This window comes from Hoeflea sp. Naph1, from assembly GCF_046837775.1.
Lineage (GTDB): Bacteria > Pseudomonadota > Alphaproteobacteria > Rhizobiales > Rhizobiaceae > Hoeflea.
On sequence record NZ_CP177286.1, the window covers coordinates 3,080,993 to 3,104,255 of the forward strand.

The following is a 23,263-nucleotide window of genomic DNA, read 5'->3' on the forward strand; positions in this document are numbered from 1 at the left end:
AAACAATAGAGGATGCGCCGATGACTGACACAAAGCCCGCTCCTGCCCTGCCGCTGGCCCCTGCCCTGCCACTGGAAGGACTTCGGGTTCTCGACTTCGCGCAGTTTCTGGCAGGCCCGATGGCGGCGTTGCGCCTGGCCGATCTCGGCGCCGAGGTGATCAAGGTCGAGCGCCCGCAAGGCGGAGACCTGTGCCGCAAGCTGGTGGTAGCCGATCAGATGTTTGGCGATGACAGCCTGCTGTTCCACACCATCAACCGCAACAAGCGCAGCATGGCAGCCGACCTCAAGAACCCCGAAGATCTTGATACAGTGCGGGCGCTGATCGCTTCCGCCGATGTGATGATCCACAATTTCCGCCCCGGCGTGATGGAGCGCATCGGGCTCGATCATGCCAGCGTTGCGGCGATCAACCCGCGCATCGTCTATGGCACCGTCACCGGCTATGGCAACTCCGGCCCGTGGCGCGACAAGCCCGGCCAGGACCTGCTGGTCCAGTCGCTGTCGGGCCTGACATGGCTTTCGGGGAACCGCGACGACGGCCCGGTTCCGGTCTCGTTTGCGGTTCTCGACATGGCCACCGGCAACCATCTGGTCCAGGGCATTCTCGCTGCCCTCGTCCGCCGTGGCGTTACCGGTCGCGGCGGTCTCGTCGAAGTCGACCTGATGAGTTCGGCGATCGATGCCCAGTTCGAACAGCTCACCTCGTTTTTCAACGGCGACAAAAAGCAACCGCCGCGCAGCGCCATTGCCAATGCCAGCGTCCATGGCGCCGCCCCCTATGGCATCTACCAGACCGCCGACGGCTATCTGGCGATTGCCATGGCGCCGATTGCCACGCTCGCCGATCTACTGGAATGTCAGGCGCTTGCGCCCTACCGCGACCCGGCCATCGCGTTCAGCAAGCGTGACGAGATCAAGGCGGCTCTCGCAGAATTCCTCAAGACCGGAACGACCCAAGCCTGGCTCGACCGCCTTGAACCCGCCGACATCTGGTGTGCTGAAGTACTCGACTGGCCGCGACTGTCTCAAACAGAAGGCTTTGCAGCACTCGATCCACTGCAGCAGGTGACCTCCGAGGACGGTGCCACCATGACCACCACCCGCTGCCCGATCCGCATCGACGGTCGCACACTCACCTCGCCAAGAGGCGCACCACGGCTCGGCGAATACAACAGCTGATGCCCGGCCCGCTGCCATTGCAAAGGTGGCGCCGACCCGTTTGAAACCACATTTTCAGGGATGATCTGGATGATACAGGACCACGTCGGAAAATCTGGTGCGGACGACGGGAATCGAACCCGTACAGCCTCGCGGCCGAGGGATTTTAAGTCCCTTGCGTCTACCAGTTTCGCCACGTCCGCACGTGTTCTAGTCGGTAAACGACCATTCACCAGCAAGCAAGTGTCTCCACGCGGTTTAGACGACAAATCGGAAACGCCCCGCACAAGATGCGGGGCGTTCAGTCATCCGCCTGGCGGATCAAAATAACGTCTGGATGGTGTCAGGCGACCAGCTTGGCGGATATTTCTGCAACCCGCTTGCCCTGGAATTCCGCGCCTTCGAGTTCCTGTTCGGACGGCATCCGCGAACCATCGCCATTGCTGGTGGTGGTCATGCCGTAGGGTGAACCGCCACGCACAACGTCATTGCCCATCTGATCCTGGTAGGCATAGGACAGTGGCACGATGATCATGCCGTGGTGCTGCAGGGCTGCTTGCGTGGAAATGATCGCCATCTCGGCGCCGCCATGCTGGGTGGCGGTCGATACCATCACCGAAGCCACCTTGTTGATCAGCTTGCCTTCGGCCCACAGCGGGCCTGTCTGGTCGAGGAAATTCTTCAATTGCGACGCCATCATGCCGTAGCGTGTGGAAACCCCGAAGATGATCGCGTCGTAATCGACCAATTCCAAGGGCTGAGCGATTTCGGCTTCCTGATCGAGCTTGTAATGGGCGGCCTTGGCCACTTCTTCCGGAACCAGTTCGGCAACCCTCTTGATCGTCACCTCCGCACCGGCAGATGCGGCGCCCTTGGCGGCAGCCTTTGCCATCGCTTCCATGTGACCCCAGCTCGAATAGTAAAGCACCAGAACTTTTGTCATCTCATTCTCCTTCGCATGGTTTCCGCCCGCGGCGGTTCATGGCTAACGAGATAGCGACTATATCGTTCACCGAAACCCCGAGAACGCACGACAGATTGTTCACCAGTTTTCATTCCCGTATCCGGCCGGACATGACTTGCAAGTTGGCGGGCAACGGGTCTATCCAGAATGATTGGCCATTGGCCGAAATGCCTTTTTCACAGGAGTAAGATCATGAGCGAAACCGCGAACGTGACAGCCGCCGCGTTGGCAATTGGCGACGAGCTCCTGTCCGGTCGAACCAAGGACAAGAATATCGGCCATCTGGCGGAATTGCTGACTGCCGCCGGCATTGAGCTCGAGGAAGTCCGGATCGTGCCGGACGATCAGCAGCGCATCGTCGAGGCGCTCAATGCGCTGCGGGCGCGTTATACCTATGTCTTTACCTCGGGCGGCATCGGACCGACCCACGACGATATCACCGCAGACGCGATCGCCGCGGCCTTCGGCGTCGCCTGCGTCCATGATGCCGAGGCAATCGCCCTGCTGGGCGCGATGTATGCCGAACGCGGCATGGAATTCACCGAAGCCCGGCGGCGCATGGCGCGGATGCCGGTGGGCAGCCGCCACATCGACAACCCGGTCAGCGGCGCACCGGGCTTTGTTATCGGCAACGTCTATGTAATGGCAGGGGTTCCTGCGGTCTTCCAGGCGATGCTCGACAATGTCCTGCCAACGCTGCAGACCGGGATCAAGATTCTGTCCGACAAGGTGGATTGCCCGTACGGAGAGGGCGAGGTCGGCGACGCTTTGGCCGTCATCGCCAAGGCTCATCCTGACGTCAATATCGGCTCTTATCCGCGCTATTCTGCACAGAGTTTCTCCACCGAAATCGTCATCCGGGGTCGTGACCCGCAAGCCATTGCCAGCGCCAAGACCGATGTCGAGGCGATGGTATCAGATATCGCCTCACGCAAGACGGCCTCTACCGTTTGACAAGGATCAATGCACATCCATGATACCGGACGCATGGTTTCAGGACGAGATCTGGCCGGTGTCGGGTCCCTGAATTTCGCCGCATTCTTCTCGAGGAGTTATTTCCATGGGTTTTCATACGATCCTTGCCGTTCTTTCGACCGTGGCCGATGTCGCGCCGGTCACCTCCGCCATTGCCGGGCTCGCGGCCAGCGACAACGTCCATGTGATCGGCTGCCATGGCGAACCCTCGCAGTTTGTCGTGTTGTCCGCCCCCATTGACGTGCCCGACGCCGCCACCATCGCAGCTCTTTACGAGCAGGCCGACCAGCGCATGCGTGAAGTCGGCGACGCATTTAAGGCCGCCTGCAGCACCGCCGGCCTGTCGCACGAATGGCGCCCGGTCCGCTCGCCCGGTGGCGACAGCGCAGTATCGGCGCTGACCACCTCACGCTCCTGCGATCTGGTGATGGTGCGTCAGCCCGACCGCGATGCCGATGAAGACATGGCGACCAATATTGATGCACTGCTGTTTGAAGGTGGACGTCCTGTGCTGTTTCTGCCGCCAAGCGGCGAACTTGCGGCGCCGATCGAGCGAATCCTGATTGCCTGGGACGGTTCCCGCGAATCCGCCCGCGCCACCCACGACGCCCTGCCCTTGCTCAAAGCGGCCAAGTCCGTCGACATCGTCATCGTCGATGCCGAAAAACTGCCCGATATCGACGCGCCGCTGGCCGGAACCGATATCGCCACCAGTCTTTCGCGCCACGGCATCCACGCCAATGTGACCACGATCTCCAAGGGCTCGGGCTCAACTGCCGAGGCCATCGCCGCGCAAGTCACTGCCAGCAACGCCGATCTGGTTATCATGGGTGCCTACACCCACCAGCGGCTGCGCGAGTGGCTGTTTGGCGGCGTCACAAGGGCATTCCTCGACCGAACCCCGGTTGCGGTTCTGATGTCGCGCTAGACCTAGGTGCGATACTTGCGCGGTCCGTCACGGACCGCGCATCAGGACGCGTGGTGGATCAGTTCAAATGCATCCATAGCGCCACACCGGCAAGCACGGCGGCAAAGCTGGCATTGAGCATGTGTGCGCTGGATTTTCCGCGAAACAGACTTCCAAGACGGTCTCCGGCCAGCGTCCAAAGCACAAACGCCAGAAAATTGTTTATTGTGAACACCGCTGTGACCAGCGCCACCTGACCCAATAGGTCGAAGGGGCCGGCACCCGCGAATTGAGTTAACATCAACAGGATGATCACATAGACGTTGGGATTGAGCATCAGAAGCAGCGCGCCATCCCTGAAACCCGCCCCGTATCCCTTGCCCGCCTCGTTGGCATCAGCGCCAGCCCGCAGCATCTTGTAGGCCAACCATAATACATAGAGCGATCCCGCCGCCTTCATCAGCTCAAACACCATCGAGCCTGGATCGATTACACTCACCAGCCCCAGCCCAATCAGGAACGTCGAAATCAGGGTAGCCAGATGATAGCCCAAATTCGGGGGGATTGTTGAGGCAAACCCGTGACGTGAGCCAAGGGCCACAAAAAACATGTTGCCAGGCCCCGGGCAATAGGCAAGTGGAAACAAAAACAACACAAGCGACAGGACCAGGGCGGTCATTGAAAATGTCTCCGGATTGCGTTGCCTCAGTTTCGCCCTCCGTTTGTTCCGTCGCCACCCGATTTCAGCCGGGACAATATTCATTGCCGCCGCCTCTCCCTTGCGCTCACGCCTGAATTCCGGCTATTTGCGGCGATTGAGCTCAAACGCAAGCGCGATCTGGCGCTTGCCAATGCGAGGGTGCACGTCATGTCTCTTCCAGATAAAGCGTTTCCGGTCTCATGGGACCAGTTCCACCGTGATGCGCGCGCGCTCGCCTGGCGGCTCAGCGGCTCCGGCCAGGCCTGGAACACCATCGTCTGCATCACCCGCGGCGGGTTGGTTCCGGCAGCTATCATTTCACGCGAACTCAACATTCGCCGCATCGACACGGTTTCGGTGGCTTCCTACCATGACTACGTCAACCAGGGCGACATGCAGGTTCTCAAGGAAATCAATGTCGATATTCTTGATACCGAGGGAGACGGAGTCCTGATCATCGATGATCTCACCGACACCGGCAAGACGGCGGCGATTGTCCGGGCCATGCTGCCCAAGGCCCATTTTGCCACGGTCTACGCCAAGCCCAAGGGCCGGCCGCTGGTTGACACCTTCGTCACCGAGGTCAGCCAGGATACCTGGATCTATTTCCCCTGGGACATGGGTTTTGCCTATGTCGAGCCGATCGCCAAGGATACCCGCGGCTGAACCGGCGGCTTCTTCAGGAACTGGGTGTTCCAGGCTGATCAACAGCCGCAATTAATAGTTCCGATGCGTTTGTCGCACCGATGATCATCACCAGGCCGCATAACTCTCGGGTCTCACGCGTCCGGGGGCGTCACCGCGGCATCTCCGGCTTGGTGTATGACAGCGTCAGCCCATCTCGAACAGTCAACAAACCCGGTTCATTTGAGGGGCTACTTTTAACCAATATTTATATGGATTTATATCAATATGGGTCGATTAGAGATAATCACCCAGCTGGAATGATATCAGCTTGTTAAAGCCTCATACGGGGCATGCATCGCGGCCTACTGGCATATCATTCACATTCATGCAGCAATCCACGCTACCGTCCCAAAACATACTCAGGCAATACCGTATTGTCGGCATCAACCTTGCCGTCATCCTTGTTGTGTTGTCGGCGGCCGCCATCGTTCCACGCAACGGCCAGGCATTGGTGATTGTTCCTCCCTGGAGCGAACCCGGTCGGGTCCTCAATGTCATTGCTGACGCCGGTGGATCGGTCATGAACGGCACCGGCGCGCCCTACGCCGCAATAGCCCATTCCGACGAACCCGGCTTCGCTTTCCGCTTGTTTAAATCCGGCGCAATGCTGGTTCTCGACGGCAGTCTCGCCTTTTTTTGCAGGAGTACACCTTCGCTATGAGTTACATGACCTCGCTCCGCACCCGCGCAGCCATTGCAATCGTATCGCTGTTATGGATCAACGTCGGCATGATGGCCCTTCGCTATTTGTGGGGCATGGACGCCGATCCGGTTGTTGTCCTGGGCGGCGGCATCGCGATCGCCGGTGTTGCGACGTTGACCTGGTGGCGTGACCGAACCGGCACCGCAACACAGATTTCGACAGCGCTCGCACACGCCGCAAGCGTTGCCTTGCTGGTCTACGCGTTTTCCGGATCGCCACTCCAGATCGACATGCACATGTATTTCTTCGCCAGCCTGGCGATCTGCGCATCCTGGGTCGACTGGCGGCCAATCCTCGCATTCGCGGGTCTGACGGCTGTGCACCATCTCGTGCTGTTCTTCGTTATTCCTGCAGCCGTATTTCCAGGTGACACCGATATCAGCCGCGTCATCCTGCATGCGGTCATTCTCATTCTGGAAGCAGGCGCCTTGCTGGCTTTGGTCCATTCGCTTGCCAGTGCCTTCGCTCAGAACGATGAAGCGATGAACAACACCAAAATCGCCAATGAACAGGCCAATCAGATGTCGCAGAAGGCCGAACAGGCCCAGCAACAGAATCTCGAGGATTCCAAGCGTCGCGAAGCCGAACGTGCCGTAGACACCGAGCGCCTGCAGTTTGCCATGGAATCGCTTGGCCGCGGGCTTCGTCAATTGGCCGATGGAGATCTTCGTTTCCGCATTACCGACCGTTTTGACGATACGCTTGAGGTTCTCAGAGGCGATTTCAACTCATCCATGCAATCCCTCGAACAGCTGGTCGCTGAACTCGGCGGCTCCGCCCGCCAGATGAGCGAAGGCTCCAACGGCGTATGCGATGATGCCGAGCGAATTTCCCAGCGCACCGAACAACAGGCCGTTTCACTCGAGGAAACCGCCGCAGCGATCGGGCGCATCACCGAAAATGTCCAGACAGCCTCAAAGCGTGCCGGGGAAGCTGGTCGTCTGGTCGACGAGGCGACGAAAGATGCTTCCGTCTCCGAAGAGATTGTCTCCCGGGCCGTCAGCGCCATGACCGAGATCGAAGGATCTTCGCGTCAAATCGGACAGATCATCACCGTTATCGACGAAATTGCCTTCCAGACCAATCTGCTGGCTCTCAATGCCGGGGTGGAAGCAGCCCGCGCCGGAGAAGCAGGCAGAGGCTTTGCGGTGGTGGCTCAGGAAGTGCGCGAACTGGCACAACGCTCGGCAAGCGCCGCCAAGGAAATAAACGCCCTGATTGAAACTTCAACAACCCACGTCAGCAGTGGTGTAACCCTGGTCAATCAGACCGGTGAAGCGCTTCGCTCGATCGGCGATCAGGTTAAGCACATCAACGAGTACATCGCCAAGATTGTCGACACCGCACGTGAACAGGCTACCGACATCTCCGAAATCAACTCGGCAGTGGTCAGCATGGACCAGACGACCCAGCAAAACGCCGCCCTCGTCTCTGATACCACCAAATCGATACGTGGCCTTGCCACCGATGCCGATAGATTGGTGGCAAAACTGGCTGTTTTCAGCGTCAGTGAATCGGCCACAACGCGGCCATCCAGCTCTGCGAAACCCGCAGTCGCCACGCAGAACCCGGCGACACAGACACCTAGGGCAGTGCGCCATTCAGGCGGCCGTGGTGCAGCAGCAGCCGCTGTTGCCCAGGAATGGGACGAATTCTGATCTCCCGACTGGCGGCAGTCGGGATTCAGGCCACTGAGATCTTGGACTGACTGCTTCAAACACTATATCAGGGGCACAGTTAGCGCTGTGTCCCTTTTTTAGTTGCAGATTTTCCAGGCTCACCCGCCCCCCTCGGGGTTGAGTACCAAAAACCGGCATCGAATTGAATGCCAAACCGGCATCGGCGGCTGTGATGACCGCTTCCAGCGGTTCAAATCAGTCACAATTCCGTGCCAAGATCAAAAACCGTGCCAAAATCAGACATGGAGCCGATTCGCACACGATGACCGCATTCGATCGCCTGAAAAATCTGCTTGATCTGTTCCGCCACCCTGTCGGCGGCGGAAGCAAGCCAAAACGCCAGGTCGCAGCCGTCGTGGTCCGAGGGACCGGCGATAACCTGGAAATGCTGCTGATTACCAGCCGCGACACTGGCCGCTGGATTGTGCCCAAGGGCTGGGTCGAACACGGCGAGGACGGCGCAGAGGCGGCGCTGAGGGAAACCTGGGAAGAAGCGGGCCTGATCGGCGAAGTCTTTTCAGACGTCCCGGTGGGCTATTATCGCTATGTCAAGCATCGCCCGCGCCGCGGCAACGCGCTGTGCGAGGTCGAGGTCTATCTGGTCCGAATGATCGAGCAAAAAGATCAGTGGCCTGAAAAGGGCCAGCGCCGGCGCAAGTGGTTTCCGGTCGCCGCCGCAATCAGCCTGGTCAGCGAGATCGAGCTCAAGGACGTGATTCGCGACGCCCTGCAGTTCCACAAGGCTGCATGACGGCGGTTTCAGGACGGTTCCCCCCACACCAGCAAGTCTGTCCGGTTGCAGGCAGGCATAACCTGCCCCGGATTTTTTCCCCCGCGCATAGCCCCATTGACCGCATTTTCCTGTTTGTCCTCGTTTTCCACAACACCAACTCACAACATCTGGTGTTCATTAATCAGACATAAACTACCCCTTGACGCATCCACCCGAGTCGCTGCTTATAGGTCAAACGTTGCGGCGGCGGCGTGGCTGGAATGTTTTGAGGCCAGTCAAATCCTGTCATTTTCGGGTCCATAAATCTGACTTCGTGCGTGTTGCACGGCGGTCGGAGGGGTGTATCTTTTTGTCCGAAATTGGCACCGCGGAATGCGAATGGGGCTGGAAAAAACCTTCTGTTAATACTATATTTAGTGTTTGCAACCAGCCTAACCACAATATAGAGGATCCCCAACGGGAACCACACCATGTAACCGAGTTGAGATGGGCTGCGCAATGACTACGCTGCCTGCGAGGAAGATTTTGTCGTGACGCAAGGACTGCGCTCGGCTGGGGCTATTAAAGAGGACTACAATGCGCATCGACCGACGGTTCACCAAAGACGGCCAGTCCGCCTACGCAGAAATCGAATTCCGCAAGGCCACGAGCGAGATCAGGAATCCTGACGGCTCCATCGTCTTCCGTCTGGCCGACATTGATGTGCCGGTGCAGTTCAGCCAGGTTGCAGCCGACATTCTGGCGCAGAAGTATTTCCGCAAGGCCGGTGTCCCGGCCCGCCTCAAGAAGGTCGAGGAAAATTCGGTGCCGTCCTGGCTGTGGCGCTCGGTCGCTGATGAAAAGGCCCTCGAAAAGCTTCCCGAAGACGAGCGCTACGGTTCCGAAACCGATGCCCGTCAGGTGTTTGACCGGCTCGCCGGCACCTGGACCTATTGGGGCTGGAAGGGCGGCTATTTCACCACTGAGGACGACGCCCGCGCGTTCATGGACGAGCTTGCCTACATGCTCGCCACCCAGCGCGTTGCGCCCAATTCGCCACAGTGGTTCAACACCGGCCTGCATTGGGCTTACGGCATCGACGGCCCCGGCCAGGGCCATTTCTATGTCGACCCGTTCACCGGCAAGCTGAAGAAGTCCGAATCCTCCTACGAGCACCCGCAGCCGCATGCCTGCTTCATCCAGTCGGTCGAGGACGATCTCGTCAACGACAACGGCATCATGGATCTGTGGGTGCGTGAAGCGCGGCTGTTCAAATACGGCTCCGGCACCGGCTCCAACTTCTCGCATCTGCGCGGCGAAGGCGAAAAGCTCTCGGGCGGCGGCAAGTCGTCAGGCCTGATGAGCTTCCTCAAGATCGGCGACCGCGCCGCCGGCGCCATCAAGTCGGGCGGAACCACCCGCCGCGCTGCCAAGATGGTGGTGGTCGACATCGATCACCCCGATATCGAGGCCTACATCAACTGGAAGGTCAAGGAAGAGCAGAAGGTTGCAGCCCTCGTCACCGGTTCGAAGATCGTGGCCATGCACCTCAAGGCGATCATGAAGGCTTGCCTCAACTGCGAGGCCGACAACGACGCCTGCTTCGACCCCAAGCAGAACCCGGCGCTGAAGCGCGAGATCAAGGCCGCCAAGAAGAACCAGGTGCCTGAAAACTACGTCAAGCGCGTCATCCAGTTTGCCAAGCAGGGCTACACCGACATCGAATTCAAGACCTACGACACCGATTGGGATTCGGAAGCCTACCTCACGGTTTCAGGCCAGAACTCCAACAACTCGGTCTCGATCAAGGACGACTTCCTGCGCGCTGTCGAAACCGACGGCGAATGGCATCTGACCGCCCGCAAGGACGGCAAGATCATGAAGACGCTGAAGGCGCGCGACCTGTGGGAACAGATCGGCCATGCCGCCTGGGCCTCGGCTGATCCGGGCCTGCACTTCAACACCACCATGAACGACTGGCACACCTGCCCGGCAGAAGGCCCGATCCGCGCCTCCAATCCGTGCTCGGAATACATGTTCCTTGACGACACCGCCTGCAACCTGGCCTCGCTCAACCTCTTGCAGTTCAAGGACGCCGGCACCAAGCAGATCGACATCGCCGATTACGAACACGCCGTCCGGCTCTGGACCATCGTGCTCGAGGTCTCGGTAATGATGGCCCAGTTCCCTTCGCGCCAGATTGCCGAGCAGTCCTACAAATACCGCACCTTGGGTCTGGGCTTTGCCAATATCGGCGGCTTGCTGATGACCACCGGCATTCCCTATGATTCCAAGGAAGGCCGCGCCATCTGCGGCGCCCTGTCGGCGATCATGACCGGCGTTTCCTACGCCACATCGGCTGAAATGGCCGGCGAGATCGGCCCCTTCGCCGGTTTCAAGGAAAACAAGAAGAACATGCTGCGGGTCATCCGCAACCACCGCCGCGCCGCCCATGGCGAAACCGGCGGCTACGAGGAGCTGTCGGTCGATCCGGTGGCGCTGATCCATCAGGACTGCCCCGATCCGGACCTTATCGCCCACGCAACAGCTGCCTGGGACAAGGCGCTCGAGCTCGGTGAAAAACACGGCTACCGCAACGCCCAGGTTTCGGTTGTGGCACCAACCGGCACCATCGGCCTGGTGATGGATTGCGACACCACCGGCATCGAGCCCGATTTCGCGCTGGTCAAGTTCAAGAAGCTCGCCGGTGGCGGCTACTTCAAGATCATCAACAACGCGGTGCCCGAAGCGCTGCGCACGCTCGGCTATTCCGAAGCCCAGCTGGCCGAGATCGAGGCCTATGCGGTCGGTCACGGCAACATCAACCAGGCGCCGGCCATCAATCCCGGTTCGCTGAAAGGCAAGGGCTTCACCGACGAGAAGATCGAAGCCATCAACGGCGCCACCAAGGCCGCCTTCGACATCAAGTTCGTGTTCAACAAGTGGACGCTGGGCGAAGACTTCTGCAAGGATGTGCTCGGCCTCACCGACGAGCAGATGAACGATTTTTCCTTCGACATGCTGTCTGCCATCGGGTTCGCCAAGAAGGACATCGAAGCCGCCAACATCCATGTCTGCGGGGCGATGACGCTGGAAGGCGCACCGCACCTCAAGGAAGAGCACTATCCGGTGTTTGATTGCGCCAACCCTTGCGGCAAGGTCGGCAAGCGCTATCTGTCGGTCGACAGCCACATCCGCATGATGGCAGCCGCCCAGCCGTTCATCTCCGGCGCGATCTCGAAAACCATCAACATGGCCAATGACGCCACCGTCGATGATTGCAAGAACGCCTACATGCTGTCCTGGAAGCTGGCACTGAAGGCCAACGCGCTCTACCGCGATGGCTCAAAGCTCAGCCAGCCGCTCAATTCCTCCTTGATCGAGGATGATGAGGACGAGGACGACGCAATCGAAGCGCTGGCTGCCCAGCCACAAGCAGCCCAGGCTGTCACGGTCACCGAAAAGATCGTCGAGCGGGTGGTCGAGAAACTGGTGCACGATCGCGAAAGAATGCCCAACCGGCGCAAGGGCTACACCCAGAAGGCGGTGATCGGCGGCCACAAGGTCTATGTCCACACCGGCGAATATCACGACGGCCGGCTGGGCGAGATCTTCATCGACATGCACAAGGAAGGCGCTGCCTTCCGGGCGATGATGAACAATTTTGCCATCTCGATCTCGATTGGCCTGCAATACGGCGTGCCGCTTGAGGAATATGTCGAGGCGTTCACCTTCACCCGGTTTGAACCCGCTGGCATGGTTCAGGGCAACGACGCCATCAAGAACGCCACATCGATCCTCGACTATGTGTTCCGGGAACTGGCCGTCTCCTATCTCGGTCGCAACGATCTCGCCCATGTCGACATGTCGGACTTCTCCAACACCACGATGGGCAAGGGGATTTCCGAGGGCAAGGCAAGCCCGTTCTCCAAGGGTCTGACCCGCGGCGCCTCGCTCAAGGTTGTTACCGGCCATGGCATCGGCGCAAACTCCGAGCCCAAGGGCCAGGCCGCCAACGCCCCCTCCTCCGGCGCCTCGGTGATCACCGGATCGTTCGCCTCCAAGAGCTCTGGCTCGGCCAAGGGATCAGCCAATCTGGCGGTCAAGTCCCAGCCCGAGGAGATCGAGACCGACGGCGCCATCGCCTTCAGGCGCGATTATGAAGAGCGCGCCGAGGAACTGGCCGCCGAAATCGCGCTGGTCGAAAACGAGGCGGAAGAGCTGTTCTCCGATATCGCCGAATCCGAGGCCCGCGACGCCAAGGCCAAGGCCGCCGCCCGCCGCGCCCGGTCCCTCGCCCAGGGCTACACCGGCAACATGTGCACCGAATGCCAGAACTTCACCATGGTGCGCAACGGCACCTGCGAGAAGTGCGACACCTGCGGGGCAACGAGCGGCTGCAGCTGAGGATTGAATTTATAGATGCTGTCTGAAACCGCTGTAGCGGCGATATATACCGTCGGGGGCGCTGTAATCGGCTCCCTCGTCTCTGCTTTCATTCAGCCATTATGGACACTAGCCATAGGTCAAAAAACGAAACTATCCGCGAGTGTTCAGATTTTCTCATTTGATATGCCGCAGTATTTATCCGAATCTATTACCGAGTATTCTGAACAGAGATGGAATATTCGTGCCAACATAAAGCCGACGGCTGACGTCGTAGATAAACTTCGTCAAATCGACTCACGTCGTGGATACTTACGCATCTCATTAAAAAACAAAAGCAAGCGTGAAATTAGCGGAATAAGACATCATATCCGGAATAATTCAGACATAATTGTCGACACTAAAATCGACGGAACGGAAAAAGGAAGCGTTTTCGGTAAAAGTTTTCGCCTAGATTCACTTTTGCCAAACTCAACGGTCGAGCTAAAAATATGGACAGATTGGGACTACTCAGAGTCGGTCCGGAAAGTTGTTCATTTTGAACAGAGCCTTCGCAGCATGAGGCGGATAGACGCGAGTTTGAGAAAGGCGAGCGCGTTGCGCGAAAGGTTCTCGAAGTCCTTTGCCAGCCTGCGGCATCGCCCAAGCCACGCGAAAGTCCGTTCGACCACCCAGCGTCTCGGCAGAACCTCAAAACCCTTGACGATGTCGGATCGCTTGATGATCTTGATCGCCAGCCCGGGCATGGCCTTCTTCTGACCCTTGGCGAAGACAGGTCCCTGATAGCCACCGTCCGCAAAGAGTTTCTTCAAAAACGGATAGCGCCCGAACAACGTCTTGATGACCAGCAGGCCGCCGTCGCGGTCCTGGATGTCGGCTGGATGAACCAGCGCATGCAGCAGCAGACCTACCGTGTCGACAAGGATATGCCGCTTCTTACCCTTGACCTTCTTCCCCGCATCATACCCGCTCGGGTCGATACAAGCCCCCCTTTTTCCGCGCCTTTGACGCTCTGGCTGTCGATGACCGCCGCTGTCGGGCTAGCCTCGCGTCCCATCGCCTCGCGGCATTTCACATAAAGCTCCTGATGAATACGGCCGAGTGTGCCGTCCCAGTTCCAAAGGTCGAAATAGCTGAACAGGGTGCTCTTCGGCGGCAAGTCCTTCGGAACAGCCCGCCATTGGCAGCCGGTGCTGAGAACATAAAGCAGGCCGTTAAGAACCTCGCGCACATTGACCTCACGCCTGCGGCCACCCCGCTTGGCAGGAGGTATCAAAGGCTCGACCAGCGCCCATTCCGCATCCGTCAGATCGCTGGGATAGCGCAGACCATCCCGATTGTATTTCCCACGGTTCGCTTTCGTCCACATAGCCTCCATCCCATCGTCAAACAAATCAACGGCATGGAATCACAAACGATTCATATCATTCAACTTCTTTCCGGACCGACACTCAGACACTTCTTACCTAAAAATTGACGAAATAGTAAACATTACTGCGAAGGAAATAGATCAAGTATACACACAATACATTTTCACAAATTTCTCAAAATCAAAATACCTACATATCTCAAAAAATCTGGCAGTCCGTTCATACTGGTCAATTATCATCTTTTCTATATTGGGTCAGATTGCATTTCAGATTGTTAAAAACTGAGCTTTATTGAGCGATCGCTACATTTGATGAGGCACGCTGAGCTCATACACAAACGGATTATTTTATACTGGCAACGGTACATGGGCAAACGGTCGCGTCCTACCTCTCCCTTGGTAGGAGAGGACACAAAATCGCGCGCTTAGCGCAAGCTAAGTCGCAGATTTTGTTGGTGAGGGGCCACGCAACACACACCTTCGTCATCCCGGACTTGATCCGGGATCCAGCCACCGCGCGTCGGCGCGGTCAGAGACGATTCGTCCACACCCCCACATCACGGAATGGATCCTCGGCTCGGTGGCCGAGGATGACGACGGTGAAAATGAGCCGGGACGATAGTTATATGGTGTCAAGACGATTCCCCCGGACTTCGTCATCCTAGGGCCCCGACCCTAGGATCCATTCCGCAATCCCACAACACGGCAAGCCCCATCGCAGGGAACGGGTCCGATCGCACTCGCCCCATCACCACCCAGTGCCGCGAAACAGTTCAAACCAGTCCGGATTGGTCTTCTCTACGAGATTAACCGTCCGTTGTTACGGCCAGCGCTCGCCCCACCTCTGACACTAGAACGCGGCATACAGGCAGCTCAATTTCTCACGCAACAGCACGGGATGGATCCTCGGCTCGGAGGCCGAGGATGACGACGGGGAGAATGAGCCAGGACGACGGTCAGATGATGCCAAGACGATTCCCCCCACACTTCGTCATCGTAGGGCCCCGACCCTAGGATCCATTCCGTGATCCCGCAGCACGGCAAGACCCATCGCAGGGCAAGGGTCCGATTACATTGGCCCATCACCACCCGGTGCCGCTAAACAATTCAAACCAATCCGGATTGGACTTCTCTATGAGATTGTCCGTCCGTTGTTACGGCCAGCGCTCGCCCCACCTCTCACACGAGAACGCGGCATACAGGCAGCTCAATTTCTCACGCAACATCACGGAATGGATCCTCGGCTCGGTGGCCGAGGATGACGACGGTGAAAATGAGTCGGGACGATAGTTATATGGTGTCAAGACGATTCCCCCGGGCTTCGTCATCCTAGGGCTCCGACCCTAGGATCCATTCCGTAATCCCACAACATGGCAAGCCCCATCGTCGGACACAGCTTTAATCGCACTGGTCATCACCAACCGGTACCGCGAAACAATTCAAACCAGTCCGGATTGGTCTTTTCGATCAGTTCGATCTTCCACTGCCGCGGCCAGCGCTTGAGCGACTTCTCACGCTGGATGGCATCGCGGATATCGAAATGCTCCTCATACCAGACCAGTCGCCGCACGCCGTAACGGCTGGTGAAGCGCGATCCGGCTCCAGCCACATGTTCAGGCACGCGACGGCCCAGATCATTGGTCACGCCGATATAGATGGTCCCGCCCTTCCGGCTGGCGAGCATGTAGACATACCCCGTCATCGGCAAAAGATACCGCAAGTTGCAACATCACGGAATGGATCCTCGGCTCGATGGCCGAGGATGACGACGGAGAGTGTGAACCCGTACAGCGACGGGGACTGAGAACGGCGACGGAGCGGTGGAAGCCGGACAAGGACGGTGCAATCGCCTCACGTGCAATTTCTAGCACTTGGCCTGCGGCTAAGGCGGTGAAATTGCTTCCTCACCCACAATGGGCAGAGCCAAATTTGGCAAACACACGTCACCCTCTCCTCGCCCCTTGTGCGAGAGGATACAAAATCGCGACCTTAGCGTAGCTAAGTCGCAGATATTGTTGGTGAGGGGTGGGATCGGCCGGGGTGAACCCGGCCCAAGCCTCGGTATTACCTGGCCTTGCGGGCAGCATAGCGCTTGTCGCGCTTTTCCTTCATGGCGGCCATATCGGCAACCGCGCGTTCGGCGCGGGCCTTTTCTTCTTCCTCGCGGGCCAGACGTTCGGCATGTTCAGCTGCGTAGGCCGCTTCCGCGTCAGCTGCTTCCTGCGCTGCCTTGCGTGCTTCTTCTTCGAGCTTCAGCCGCGCGCGTTCGGCGTGGCGAATTTCGCGCGCCTTTGCCACCGCTTCGCGCTCGGCGCGCCTGGCGACAACCTCCGGGTCATCAGCCTTCGGCGCTGCCTTCATTTTTTCCAGCAGCTTCTTTTTGGCCTCCATGGCATCCTGGCGGCGGTCGGTGAAGGTCGTACGTACTTGGTTTTTCAAACGAAATTCGTCCTTGGTTGGAAATGGAGCCGATATGGCAAAGGCGCCCAAACCAGGCGCTCTCAATGTATTTGGTGTTCCAACCGCGCTTGTACACCCATTTGGGGCCATTTTGACAGGAACATTTTGCAGCGCACCGCCTTCTCTGGCTCCAGCATTGGCCTGACGGAACCATTTCTCAACCTGTTGTTGCCAACATGGCGCAAGGAGAGGCGCGATGGGCAAGGTTTACCGGTTCAAGCCAAGACGACGATTCGCCAGTGGCCAGTTTGCGCTCGCCGGCGCCGACCGCCCCGCCCGCAAACATTCCAAACCCTCCCGCAGTCCCTGCCGCGACGATCCGTTCCATTTTTGCTGGCCGGCCTGCTGCTGGCGCTCATCAGTTACAACCTGCTCCAGCCGTCGCTCGCCTTGCCATCGCTCGGAAGCGTCAGGGACGCGGCGCAATTTCATCACTCTTTTTCCGTTTGCAGCGGCAGCGCCCGGATAAACTGCGTCATCGACGGCGACACGATCTACCTTGACGGCGAGAAAATCAGGATCGCCGATATCAACACACCGGAAATCTCCCGCCCCGCCTGTCATCGCGAACGCACATTGGCAAACCAGGCCCAGATCCGGCTGGTGCAATTGCTCAATGCCGGCCCGGCGGAATTGCGGCGAACCGAAACCCGTGACCGCGATGTCTACGGCCGCAAGCTCAGAAGCATCTACCGCAACGGCCGCTCGCTCGGAGATACGCTGATTGACGAGGGTCTGGCGCATCGTTGGCGCGGCTACAAACAGTCCTGGTGCAACTAGGCGCCCGACGCCTGCACAAATTCGTCCGGAAAAATTCTCCACGCCGCCCCGCACCCATCCAATTTCCCGGTTAGACTTCTGCCAATATGGAAAACCGAATCTTTGAGCCCGGAGTGAAAATGCCCCTCACCTATGCCATCGGCGATGTTCATGGCCGCAGCGACCTGCTGGCGGCGCTGCTGGAGGCGATCGGCGAGGACATGGCCGGTCGTGCGGCGCGGATCGTTTTTCTTGGCGATGTCATCGACCGCGGGCCCGACAGCCGCGGCTGTCTCGATCTGGTGATCGGAGCGCTCGCCCAATACCCCGATTCGCAGCTGGTGCTGGGCAATCACGAGGAATTCCTGCTGCGCTTCATCACTCCTGATGAGGATCACCAGGACGTGGTGCGGGTTTGGTATCCCAATGGCGGCATCGCCACCCTGCAGTCCTATGGACTGGATGCGCGTGATCCGATCGACAGCCTCGCCACAACGTTCGCCCGCGGATTTCCCGGCCATGTCGAGACACTTCGCGCAGCCAGCTGGATGGTCGAAAGCGAGCACCATGCCCTCGTCCATGGAGGCATCGATCCGCATCTCGGGCTCGCGGCCCAGGAACCCCGCACCACCCGCTGGATCCGCGAGAAATTCCTCAGCTTCGCCGGGCCATTGCCCAAGACCATCGTTCACGGCCACACGCCGACGGAATCCAGCCTGCCGGAAATTCACCCGAATCGCATCGCCATCGACACCGGAGCCTATTATTCCGGCCACCTCACCTGTGTGATTCTTAACGGCGCCACGGCACCCCGGTTCCTGACCACCAGCGTCCATGACGGGCAGATCACCGTACGCCAGGCACAGCCGCTCGACTGCTGCTGACGTTTTTTCCGGACAATCCGGCGCCCACCCCTTTTCATTTCCCGTCTCCACGGGCTAAACCTCTGCGAACTCGAACACAAAGGCGAACGAGATGAGCGACGAAACTCGGGATTCGAACGGCACGGTATTGAACGATGGCGACAATGTCACCGTGATCAAGGACCTCAAGGTCAAGGGCACTTCATCGACCGTCAAGCGCGGCACCATGGTCAAGGGCATCCGGTTGACCGGCAATCCCGACGAGGTCGAATGCCGGGTCGAAAAGATCAAGGGCCTGGTGTTGCGCACCGAGTTTTTGAAAAAGGCCTGAGGGCACTCAGCCCTTATCGGCATCATCCCCGGGCGTGCTCCGGGGATGCCTCCCACGCCTCCGGCGTCAGGTTTTGCCAATACGCCTTGCCAGCGGTGTCGAACTCAGGCCGTGGGCAAGGATCGAAAACGCCACCGTCATCGAAACGCAGGCCAGCAGCTCGTCCGCGTTGGCAAACACGTATTCGTCCATGATGATCAGCGTGAACAGGATCGAGGCCAACCCGCGCGGCCCGAACCAGCCTAAAAACAGCTTCTCCCTGATCTTGAGCCCGGTGCCCAACAGCGACAGCCAGATCGCCGCCATCCGCACCACGGTGAGAAACAGCACGGCAATGATCACAGCACTTGCCGTGGCATGCTCGATGCCGTCGGGCAGCAACAGCGCGCCAAACACCAGAAACGACGTCATCGTCAGCAATTGCCCGGCGCCATCCATGAATTCGCGGATGAAACGGATATGGTGCCGATAGGTATTGCCAAACACCATGCCGCCGACAAAGGCGGCGATAAAACCATTGCCACCAATCACCTCGGCAAACACATATGCAGCAAAGGCGGTTGCCACAAACACCACGCCCTCGGCGGATTCTGCAATCAATTGCCGGGTTTGCGCCAGATCGAGCAGCCGCGCCACGCTCCAGCCGACCGCAATGCCCGCCAGCGGCCCGAGCACGATCTGGATCAGGGCGGCGATGGCAAGCCCGTCGGTATTGGCGTCCGACACCCCCGCCGAGGCCAGGATCGCGCCCAGCAGCACCACCGGCAGCACCAGCCCATCATTGAGCCCGCTTTCGACATTGATTGTTTCACTCAGCCGCTCCGGCACATCGGGGCTCGAAACCACGGCTTGTCCGAGCGCCGCATCGGTGGGCGAAAGCAGCGCCGCCGTCAGCAACGCCATCGCGATCCCGCCCTCGGGGCTGATCAGGTAAACCGCCAGCGTTCCAAAAATAAGCGACAGCGGCAGGCCGATCAAAAGCATCCGGCCCGGCAACTGCCAATTCTGCTTGAGCTGGGAAAACCTCACATGCGAGGCATCGGCGAACAGCACCAGCACCAGCGTGAATTCCGCCAGCAGCCGCTTGCCCTCGCTCAGAATTTCCGGCGGCGCGGCGGCACGCAACGGGTCGGAGACCAGATACCCCACGCCCATGAAGATGATCGGCAGCGTCAGCAGCGAACGATCGACCGCTTTCGTCAACAGCGAATAGGCAATGAAGGCCGCCAATATGCCCAGGATCACCCAGTCAAAGTCGACGCCCATGCCGCGTCCTTTCCGTTCACGAATCCGGTTGCCGGACGACTATGGCGCGCGGCAATGTGCATGGCCACCTCCAACCGGGCAATTGATCAATCAAAGCTGTAGGCTGGACCGTGAGCGTCCGGATGATCGGGGCCGTCAGGTGCCGCAATAAGTGGTGTAGGCGCCAAATCCGGAGGGCGCGCCCAGCGCATAGACTTCCAGACCTGTGCGCGCCTCGAATGGTCTGGCAAGCACTTCGACCAGCCGTTCGAAGGGTGCGAGGTCACTCTTGCCGGCGGACTCAAGGGCTGCTTCCACCATGTGGTTGCGCGGGATATAGACCGGATTGACGCGGTTCATCGCCGCAGCACGCTCTTGGGCCGTGCCCGGCTCACGCAGCAACCGCTCCCGATAGGCTGCAAGCCAGCCATCGAAGACGGCAGGATCGTCAAACAAGGCCCGTGCGGCTTCAGCTTGGCCCGCGGCGACATCGGAGAGGCTGCGGAACAGCTGCGTGAAATCAACATTCTGGCCTTCCATCACCGAAAACAGGTCGGTGGCAAGTTCCATGTCAGTATCTTCCTCGCGCTCAACGCCAAGTTTTTGGCGCATGCCTTCAAGCCATGCGTCCTGATAGGCTTCCGGAAAATCGTTGATTACCTCGCTCGCCATCCGCACCGCCGCATCGCTGTCATCGGGGTTGATAAGGTCGAGCAGGGTTTCAGCCAGCCGCGCCAGGTTCCACTGGGCAATTTGCGGCTGGTTGCCATAGGCGTAACGCCCGTTCTGGTCGATAGACGAGAACACCATCTTCGGGTCGTAGACATCGAGGAAGGCGCAGGGGCCGTAATCGATGGTCTCACCGGAAATCGTCATGTTGTCGGTGTTCATCACCCCGTGCACGAAGCCAATCAGCATCCATTTGGCAATCAGCGCCGCCTGCCGGTCGCGCACCTGCACAAGCAGTTGCAGATAGCGGTCGGGCTTGCCTGCGAGCGCCGGGTAGTGCCGGGCGATGGCATAGTCGGCGAGTTGCCGCAAACGGTCGGTTTCGCCGCGCGCCGCAAAGAACTGGAACGTGCCCACCCGCAAATGGCTCGACGCCACCCGCGCCAGCACAGCACCTTGCTCGGCGCCGGCCTGGCGCATGATGCTTTCGCCGGTCATTACTGCCGCCAGCGCCCGTGTGGTCGGCACACCCAGCGCATGCATCGCCTCGCCGATGATATATTCGCGCAGCACCGGCCCGAGCACAGCCTTGCCATCGCCACCACGTGAGAACGGCGTCCGGCCGGACCCTTTGAGGTGGAGGTCGCGGCGCTCGTCGTGGCTGTCGATTACCTCTCCCAGAAGCAGCGCCCGGCCATCACCGAGCTGCGGTGAAAAACCGCCGAACTGGTGCCCGGCATAGGCCATCGCCAGCGGCGTAGCTCCCTCCGGCGCGGTATGGCCCGAAAGAATGGCTGCACCCTCGGCGCTGTCGAGCGCATCGGCATCAAGCCCCAGCTCCACCGCCAGTTCTCGATTGAAGCGGACCAGTTTCGGTGCAGGCACCTCGGCGCCCTTCCATGGTACGTAAAACCCTTCGAGGTCGCGCGCGTAGCTGTTGTCGAATTTCAGTCCTGCAATGCTCATTGGCTTCGTTCCCTGTTGCGTCGCACGCCGATACCAGCGCCGGCGCCCACTCAATCGATCTCGAATTCCAGGCTCTCAAATCCCAGCGCTTCCAGGAAGCGACGCGGGTCGAGACCGAAATCGGCATAGATCACTTGGTTGTTCTGATCGATGATGGTAAACCACGGCGTGCCCGCCGAGCGATAATCCTGCATGAAACTCGGATAGGTCTCATCTTCCCGCGCCAGGTCATGGCCGAACGGAATGGGAAGTTCATAGCGTTGCTGGTTGATGCTGAGCTTGTCGACGGTGTTGTCCTTGAAATCCTCGAACACCGTCTGGATCACCGCAAAGCCGACGCCCTGGCCGGCGAGGTGGTGATGCAGGTAGCGCAGCACCGGAAACCCGCGTGAATGGCAACCCGGGCAGGCATGCTGAAAGCAGAACAGGATCTTCAGCCCATCGCCAAGCTCGGACAAGGTCACCGGCCCCCGCGCTTGCCCTTCACCGTCGATCCATTCGCGCACCCTGAGTTCCGGCGCAGAGCGATGTAAAGAACCAAATTGCATGGGATGTCCTTTCCGAAGGCTTGCATGGGCCCCGGCAGCCAGTGAAGCCGGTACCAGTGGCAACATCGGTTGTCGCCACTGGCTTATCGTCAAGATAACGAGTTCGACCTATTCGGCCGCATCCCGCTTGGGCAGCACCCAGTCGGGCCTGGGAAAATGGCAGGTGTAGCCGTTGGGAATTCGCTCGAGATAATCCTGATGCTCGGGCTCGGCCTCCCAGAAATCCCCCACCGGTTCAACCTCGGTCACCGCCTTGCCGGGCCACAATCCGGAAGCATCGACATCCGCGATGGTATCGCGTGCGGTCTGGCGCTGCTGCTCATCGGTGTAGTAGATGGCCGAGCGATAGGACATGCCGTGGTCATTGCCCTGCCTGTTCGGGGTCGACGGATCGTGGATCTGGAAGAAGAATTCCAATAACTCACGATAGCTGATCCGGTTTGGATCAAAGCTGATCTCGATGCCCTCGGCATGGGTGCCGTGATCGCGATAAGTGGCGTTTTTCACGTCACCACCGGTGTAGCCGACACGGGTACTTTCCACGCCCGGCAGCCTGCGGATCAGATCCTGCATGCCCCAGAAACACCCACCGGCCAGTACTGCGCGTTCCGTCATCTAGATATCCTCCACTTGATCGATGTAATCGCCATACCCTTCCGCTTCCATGTCCTCCTTGGCAATGAAGCGCAACGAGGCTGAATTGATGCAATAGCGAAGCCCACCCCGGTCCTGTGGGCCGTCGGGAAACACATGGCCGAGATGGCTGTCGCCATGTTTGGAGCGCACTTCAATACGGACCATGCCAAGGCTGCCATCACGAACCTCGGTGACATGGGCAGGCTCGATCGGTTTTGTGAAGCTCGGCCAGCCACAACCGCTTTCGAATTTGTCAGATGAGGCAAACAGCGGTTCACCCGAAACGATGTCGACATAGATACCGGCAGCCTTGTTGTCATTGTATTCGCCCGTAAACGGCCGCTCGGTGCCGCTTTGTTGGGTTACCCGGAATTGTTCCGGCGTCAGGCTGGCAATTGCATCGTCGGTCTTTGAGAAGGCTCTGGTCATGGCTTCGCTCCCTCCAGGAAGGTAGATGGCATCAGGCCCTAAAATGGGCCTCTGTGGGAAGTTTTTCAATCACCGGCGACCGCGCGCCGCAGCCCCGAGTGCCTGGAACCGTTCA

Annotated in this window: 20 protein-coding genes, 1 tRNA gene and 1 pseudogene; 11 read left to right on the top strand and 11 right to left on the bottom strand. The window is 59.1% G+C overall.

Annotated elements, in window-relative coordinates; genetic code table 11:
• Positions 1-20 precede the first annotated feature (20 nt).
• On the top strand, positions 21-1,181 hold the full coding sequence (locus ACK6D9_RS14845) for a CaiB/BaiF CoA transferase family protein (protein ID WP_412049092.1): 1,161 nt from the start codon (positions 21-23) through the stop codon (positions 1,179-1,181).
• Positions 1,182-1,276: 95 nt separating this feature from the next.
• On the opposite strand, the gene ACK6D9_RS14850 is transcribed toward ACK6D9_RS14845, so the two are convergent.
• Positions 1,277-1,363, bottom strand: a tRNA-Leu gene (locus ACK6D9_RS14850).
• A 140-nt stretch (positions 1,364-1,503) separates the two neighbouring features.
• Positions 1,504-2,103, bottom strand: coding sequence for an NAD(P)H:quinone oxidoreductase type IV (wrbA, locus tag ACK6D9_RS14855; RefSeq protein WP_412049093.1), 600 nt, complete (start codon positions 2,101-2,103; stop codon positions 1,504-1,506).
• Between the two features lie 213 nt (positions 2,104-2,316).
• Here wrbA and ACK6D9_RS14860 point away from each other — a divergent pair, with 213 nt between their 5' ends.
• Positions 2,317-3,078: a competence/damage-inducible protein A gene (locus ACK6D9_RS14860; RefSeq protein ID WP_412049094.1), complete on the top strand. Its 762-nt coding sequence runs from the start codon at positions 2,317-2,319 to the stop codon at positions 3,076-3,078.
• A gap of 106 nt (positions 3,079-3,184) precedes the next feature.
• Complete coding sequence (locus ACK6D9_RS14865) at positions 3,185-4,027, top strand: universal stress protein (protein ID WP_412049095.1); 843 nt, start codon at positions 3,185-3,187, stop codon at positions 4,025-4,027.
• Between the two features lie 58 nt (positions 4,028-4,085).
• Here the strand turns inward: ACK6D9_RS14865 and ACK6D9_RS14870 are convergent, their stop codons facing one another.
• Positions 4,086-4,685, bottom strand: coding sequence for a LysE family translocator (locus tag ACK6D9_RS14870; protein ID WP_412049096.1), 600 nt, complete (start codon positions 4,683-4,685; stop codon positions 4,086-4,088).
• Between the two features lie 189 nt (positions 4,686-4,874).
• Here ACK6D9_RS14870 and gpt point away from each other — a divergent pair, with 189 nt between their 5' ends.
• From gpt to ACK6D9_RS14895, 5 genes are all read left to right on the top strand, one after another.
• Positions 4,875-5,372, top strand: a complete 498-nt coding sequence (gene gpt / locus ACK6D9_RS14875) for a xanthine phosphoribosyltransferase (RefSeq protein ID WP_322989180.1) — start codon at positions 4,875-4,877, stop codon at positions 5,370-5,372.
• A 346-nt stretch (positions 5,373-5,718) separates the two neighbouring features.
• Positions 5,719-6,054: a hypothetical protein gene (locus tag ACK6D9_RS14880; protein ID WP_412049097.1), complete on the top strand. Its 336-nt coding sequence runs from the start codon at positions 5,719-5,721 to the stop codon at positions 6,052-6,054.
• Positions 6,051-7,754, top strand: a complete 1,704-nt coding sequence (locus ACK6D9_RS14885; protein ID WP_412049098.1) for a methyl-accepting chemotaxis protein — start codon at positions 6,051-6,053, stop codon at positions 7,752-7,754. Before ACK6D9_RS14880 ends, ACK6D9_RS14885 begins: the two co-directional genes overlap by 4 nt.
• A 163-nt stretch (positions 7,755-7,917) precedes the next feature.
• A complete protein-coding gene (locus ACK6D9_RS14890) occupies positions 7,918-8,526 on the top strand; it encodes an NUDIX hydrolase (protein ID WP_412049099.1) in 609 nt (202 codons plus the stop codon).
• A gap of 558 nt (positions 8,527-9,084) precedes the next feature.
• Positions 9,085-12,894, top strand: a complete 3,810-nt coding sequence (locus ACK6D9_RS14895; RefSeq protein WP_412049100.1) for a vitamin B12-dependent ribonucleotide reductase — start codon at positions 9,085-9,087, stop codon at positions 12,892-12,894.
• 512 nt (positions 12,895-13,406) lie between these two features.
• Here the strand turns inward: ACK6D9_RS14895 and ACK6D9_RS14900 are convergent.
• The 3 genes and pseudogenes from ACK6D9_RS14900 to ACK6D9_RS14910 all read right to left on the bottom strand — a co-directional run bounded on the left by ACK6D9_RS14900 (position 13,407) and on the right by ACK6D9_RS14910 (position 16,681).
• Positions 13,407-14,251 (bottom strand): annotated as a pseudogene (locus ACK6D9_RS14900) (IS5 family transposase).
• Between the two features lie 1,405 nt (positions 14,252-15,656).
• Positions 15,657-15,944, bottom strand: a complete 288-nt coding sequence (locus tag ACK6D9_RS14905) for a GIY-YIG nuclease family protein (RefSeq protein ID WP_412049101.1) — start codon at positions 15,942-15,944, stop codon at positions 15,657-15,659.
• A 362-nt stretch (positions 15,945-16,306) separates the two neighbouring features.
• The gene (locus ACK6D9_RS14910; protein WP_412049102.1) at positions 16,307-16,681 is read right to left on the bottom strand and encodes a DUF6481 family protein; all 375 of its coding nucleotides are present in this window, start codon (positions 16,679-16,681) and stop codon (positions 16,307-16,309) included.
• A 126-nt stretch (positions 16,682-16,807) separates the two neighbouring features.
• Between ACK6D9_RS14910 and ACK6D9_RS14915 the strand changes: the two genes are divergently transcribed.
• The 3 genes from ACK6D9_RS14915 to ACK6D9_RS14925 all read left to right on the top strand — a co-directional run bounded on the left by ACK6D9_RS14915 (position 16,808) and on the right by ACK6D9_RS14925 (position 18,655).
• Positions 16,808-17,482, top strand: coding sequence for a thermonuclease family protein (locus ACK6D9_RS14915; protein ID WP_412049103.1), 675 nt, complete (start codon positions 16,808-16,810; stop codon positions 17,480-17,482).
• A 119-nt stretch (positions 17,483-17,601) separates the two neighbouring features.
• Positions 17,602-18,345, top strand: a complete 744-nt coding sequence (locus tag ACK6D9_RS14920; RefSeq protein WP_412049104.1) for a metallophosphoesterase family protein — start codon at positions 17,602-17,604, stop codon at positions 18,343-18,345.
• 91 nt (positions 18,346-18,436) lie between these two features.
• Positions 18,437-18,655: an alkylphosphonate utilization protein gene (locus ACK6D9_RS14925; RefSeq protein ID WP_412049105.1), complete on the top strand. Its 219-nt coding sequence runs from the start codon at positions 18,437-18,439 to the stop codon at positions 18,653-18,655.
• Between the two features lie 66 nt (positions 18,656-18,721).
• On the opposite strand, the gene ACK6D9_RS14930 is transcribed toward ACK6D9_RS14925, so the two are convergent.
• The 5 genes from ACK6D9_RS14930 to msrB all read right to left on the bottom strand — a co-directional run bounded on the left by ACK6D9_RS14930 (position 18,722) and on the right by msrB (position 23,148).
• Entirely contained in the window at positions 18,722-19,921 is a 1,200-nt protein-coding gene (locus ACK6D9_RS14930) for a cation:proton antiporter (RefSeq protein ID WP_412049106.1), read from the bottom strand.
• 135 nt (positions 19,922-20,056) lie between these two features.
• Complete coding sequence (locus ACK6D9_RS14935) at positions 20,057-21,535, bottom strand: protein adenylyltransferase SelO (RefSeq protein ID WP_412049107.1); 1,479 nt, start codon at positions 21,533-21,535, stop codon at positions 20,057-20,059.
• 50 nt (positions 21,536-21,585) lie between these two features.
• Entirely contained in the window at positions 21,586-22,083 is a 498-nt protein-coding gene (locus ACK6D9_RS14940; protein ID WP_412049108.1) for a TlpA family protein disulfide reductase, read from the bottom strand.
• Positions 22,084-22,191: 108 nt separating this feature from the next.
• Positions 22,192-22,698, bottom strand: a complete 507-nt coding sequence (gene msrA / locus ACK6D9_RS14945; RefSeq protein ID WP_412049109.1) for a peptide-methionine (S)-S-oxide reductase MsrA — start codon at positions 22,696-22,698, stop codon at positions 22,192-22,194.
• Positions 22,699-23,148, bottom strand: coding sequence for a peptide-methionine (R)-S-oxide reductase MsrB (msrB, locus tag ACK6D9_RS14950; protein ID WP_412049110.1), 450 nt, complete (start codon positions 23,146-23,148; stop codon positions 22,699-22,701).
• Between the last annotated feature and the right edge of the window lie 115 nt (positions 23,149-23,263).

Bases quoted from the DNA above. Each gene is read 5' to 3' on its own strand.
- ACK6D9_RS14865 (WP_412049095.1), top strand. From the start codon at position 3,185: ATGGGTTTTCATACGATCCTTGCCGTTCTTTCGACCGTGGCCGATGTC.
- wrbA (WP_412049093.1), bottom strand. From the start codon at position 2,103: ATGACAAAAGTTCTGGTGCTTTACTATTCGAGCTGGGGTCACATGGAA.
- gpt (WP_322989180.1), top strand. From the start codon at position 4,875: ATGTCTCTTCCAGATAAAGCGTTTCCGGTCTCATGGGACCAGTTCCAC.
- ACK6D9_RS14935 (WP_412049107.1), bottom strand. From the start codon at position 21,535: ATGAGCATTGCAGGACTGAAATTCGACAACAGCTACGCGCGCGACCTC.
- ACK6D9_RS14870 (WP_412049096.1), bottom strand. From the start codon at position 4,685: ATGACCGCCCTGGTCCTGTCGCTTGTGTTGTTTTTGTTTCCACTTGCC.
- ACK6D9_RS14860 (WP_412049094.1), top strand. From the start codon at position 2,317: ATGAGCGAAACCGCGAACGTGACAGCCGCCGCGTTGGCAATTGGCGAC.
- ACK6D9_RS14905 (WP_412049101.1), bottom strand. From the start codon at position 15,944: ATGACGGGGTATGTCTACATGCTCGCCAGCCGGAAGGGCGGGACCATC.
- ACK6D9_RS14885 (WP_412049098.1), top strand. From the start codon at position 6,051: ATGAGTTACATGACCTCGCTCCGCACCCGCGCAGCCATTGCAATCGTA.
- msrB (WP_412049110.1), bottom strand. From the start codon at position 23,148: ATGACCAGAGCCTTCTCAAAGACCGACGATGCAATTGCCAGCCTGACG.
- ACK6D9_RS14930 (WP_412049106.1), bottom strand. From the start codon at position 19,921: ATGGGCGTCGACTTTGACTGGGTGATCCTGGGCATATTGGCGGCCTTC.
- ACK6D9_RS14845 (WP_412049092.1), top strand. From the start codon at position 21: ATGACTGACACAAAGCCCGCTCCTGCCCTGCCGCTGGCCCCTGCCCTG.
- ACK6D9_RS14940 (WP_412049108.1), bottom strand. From the start codon at position 22,083: ATGCAATTTGGTTCTTTACATCGCTCTGCGCCGGAACTCAGGGTGCGC.
- ACK6D9_RS14895 (WP_412049100.1), top strand. From the start codon at position 9,085: ATGCGCATCGACCGACGGTTCACCAAAGACGGCCAGTCCGCCTACGCA.
- msrA (WP_412049109.1), bottom strand. From the start codon at position 22,698: ATGACGGAACGCGCAGTACTGGCCGGTGGGTGTTTCTGGGGCATGCAG.
- ACK6D9_RS14925 (WP_412049105.1), top strand. From the start codon at position 18,437: ATGAGCGACGAAACTCGGGATTCGAACGGCACGGTATTGAACGATGGC.
- ACK6D9_RS14880 (WP_412049097.1), top strand. From the start codon at position 5,719: ATGCAGCAATCCACGCTACCGTCCCAAAACATACTCAGGCAATACCGT.
- ACK6D9_RS14920 (WP_412049104.1), top strand. From the start codon at position 17,602: ATGCCCCTCACCTATGCCATCGGCGATGTTCATGGCCGCAGCGACCTG.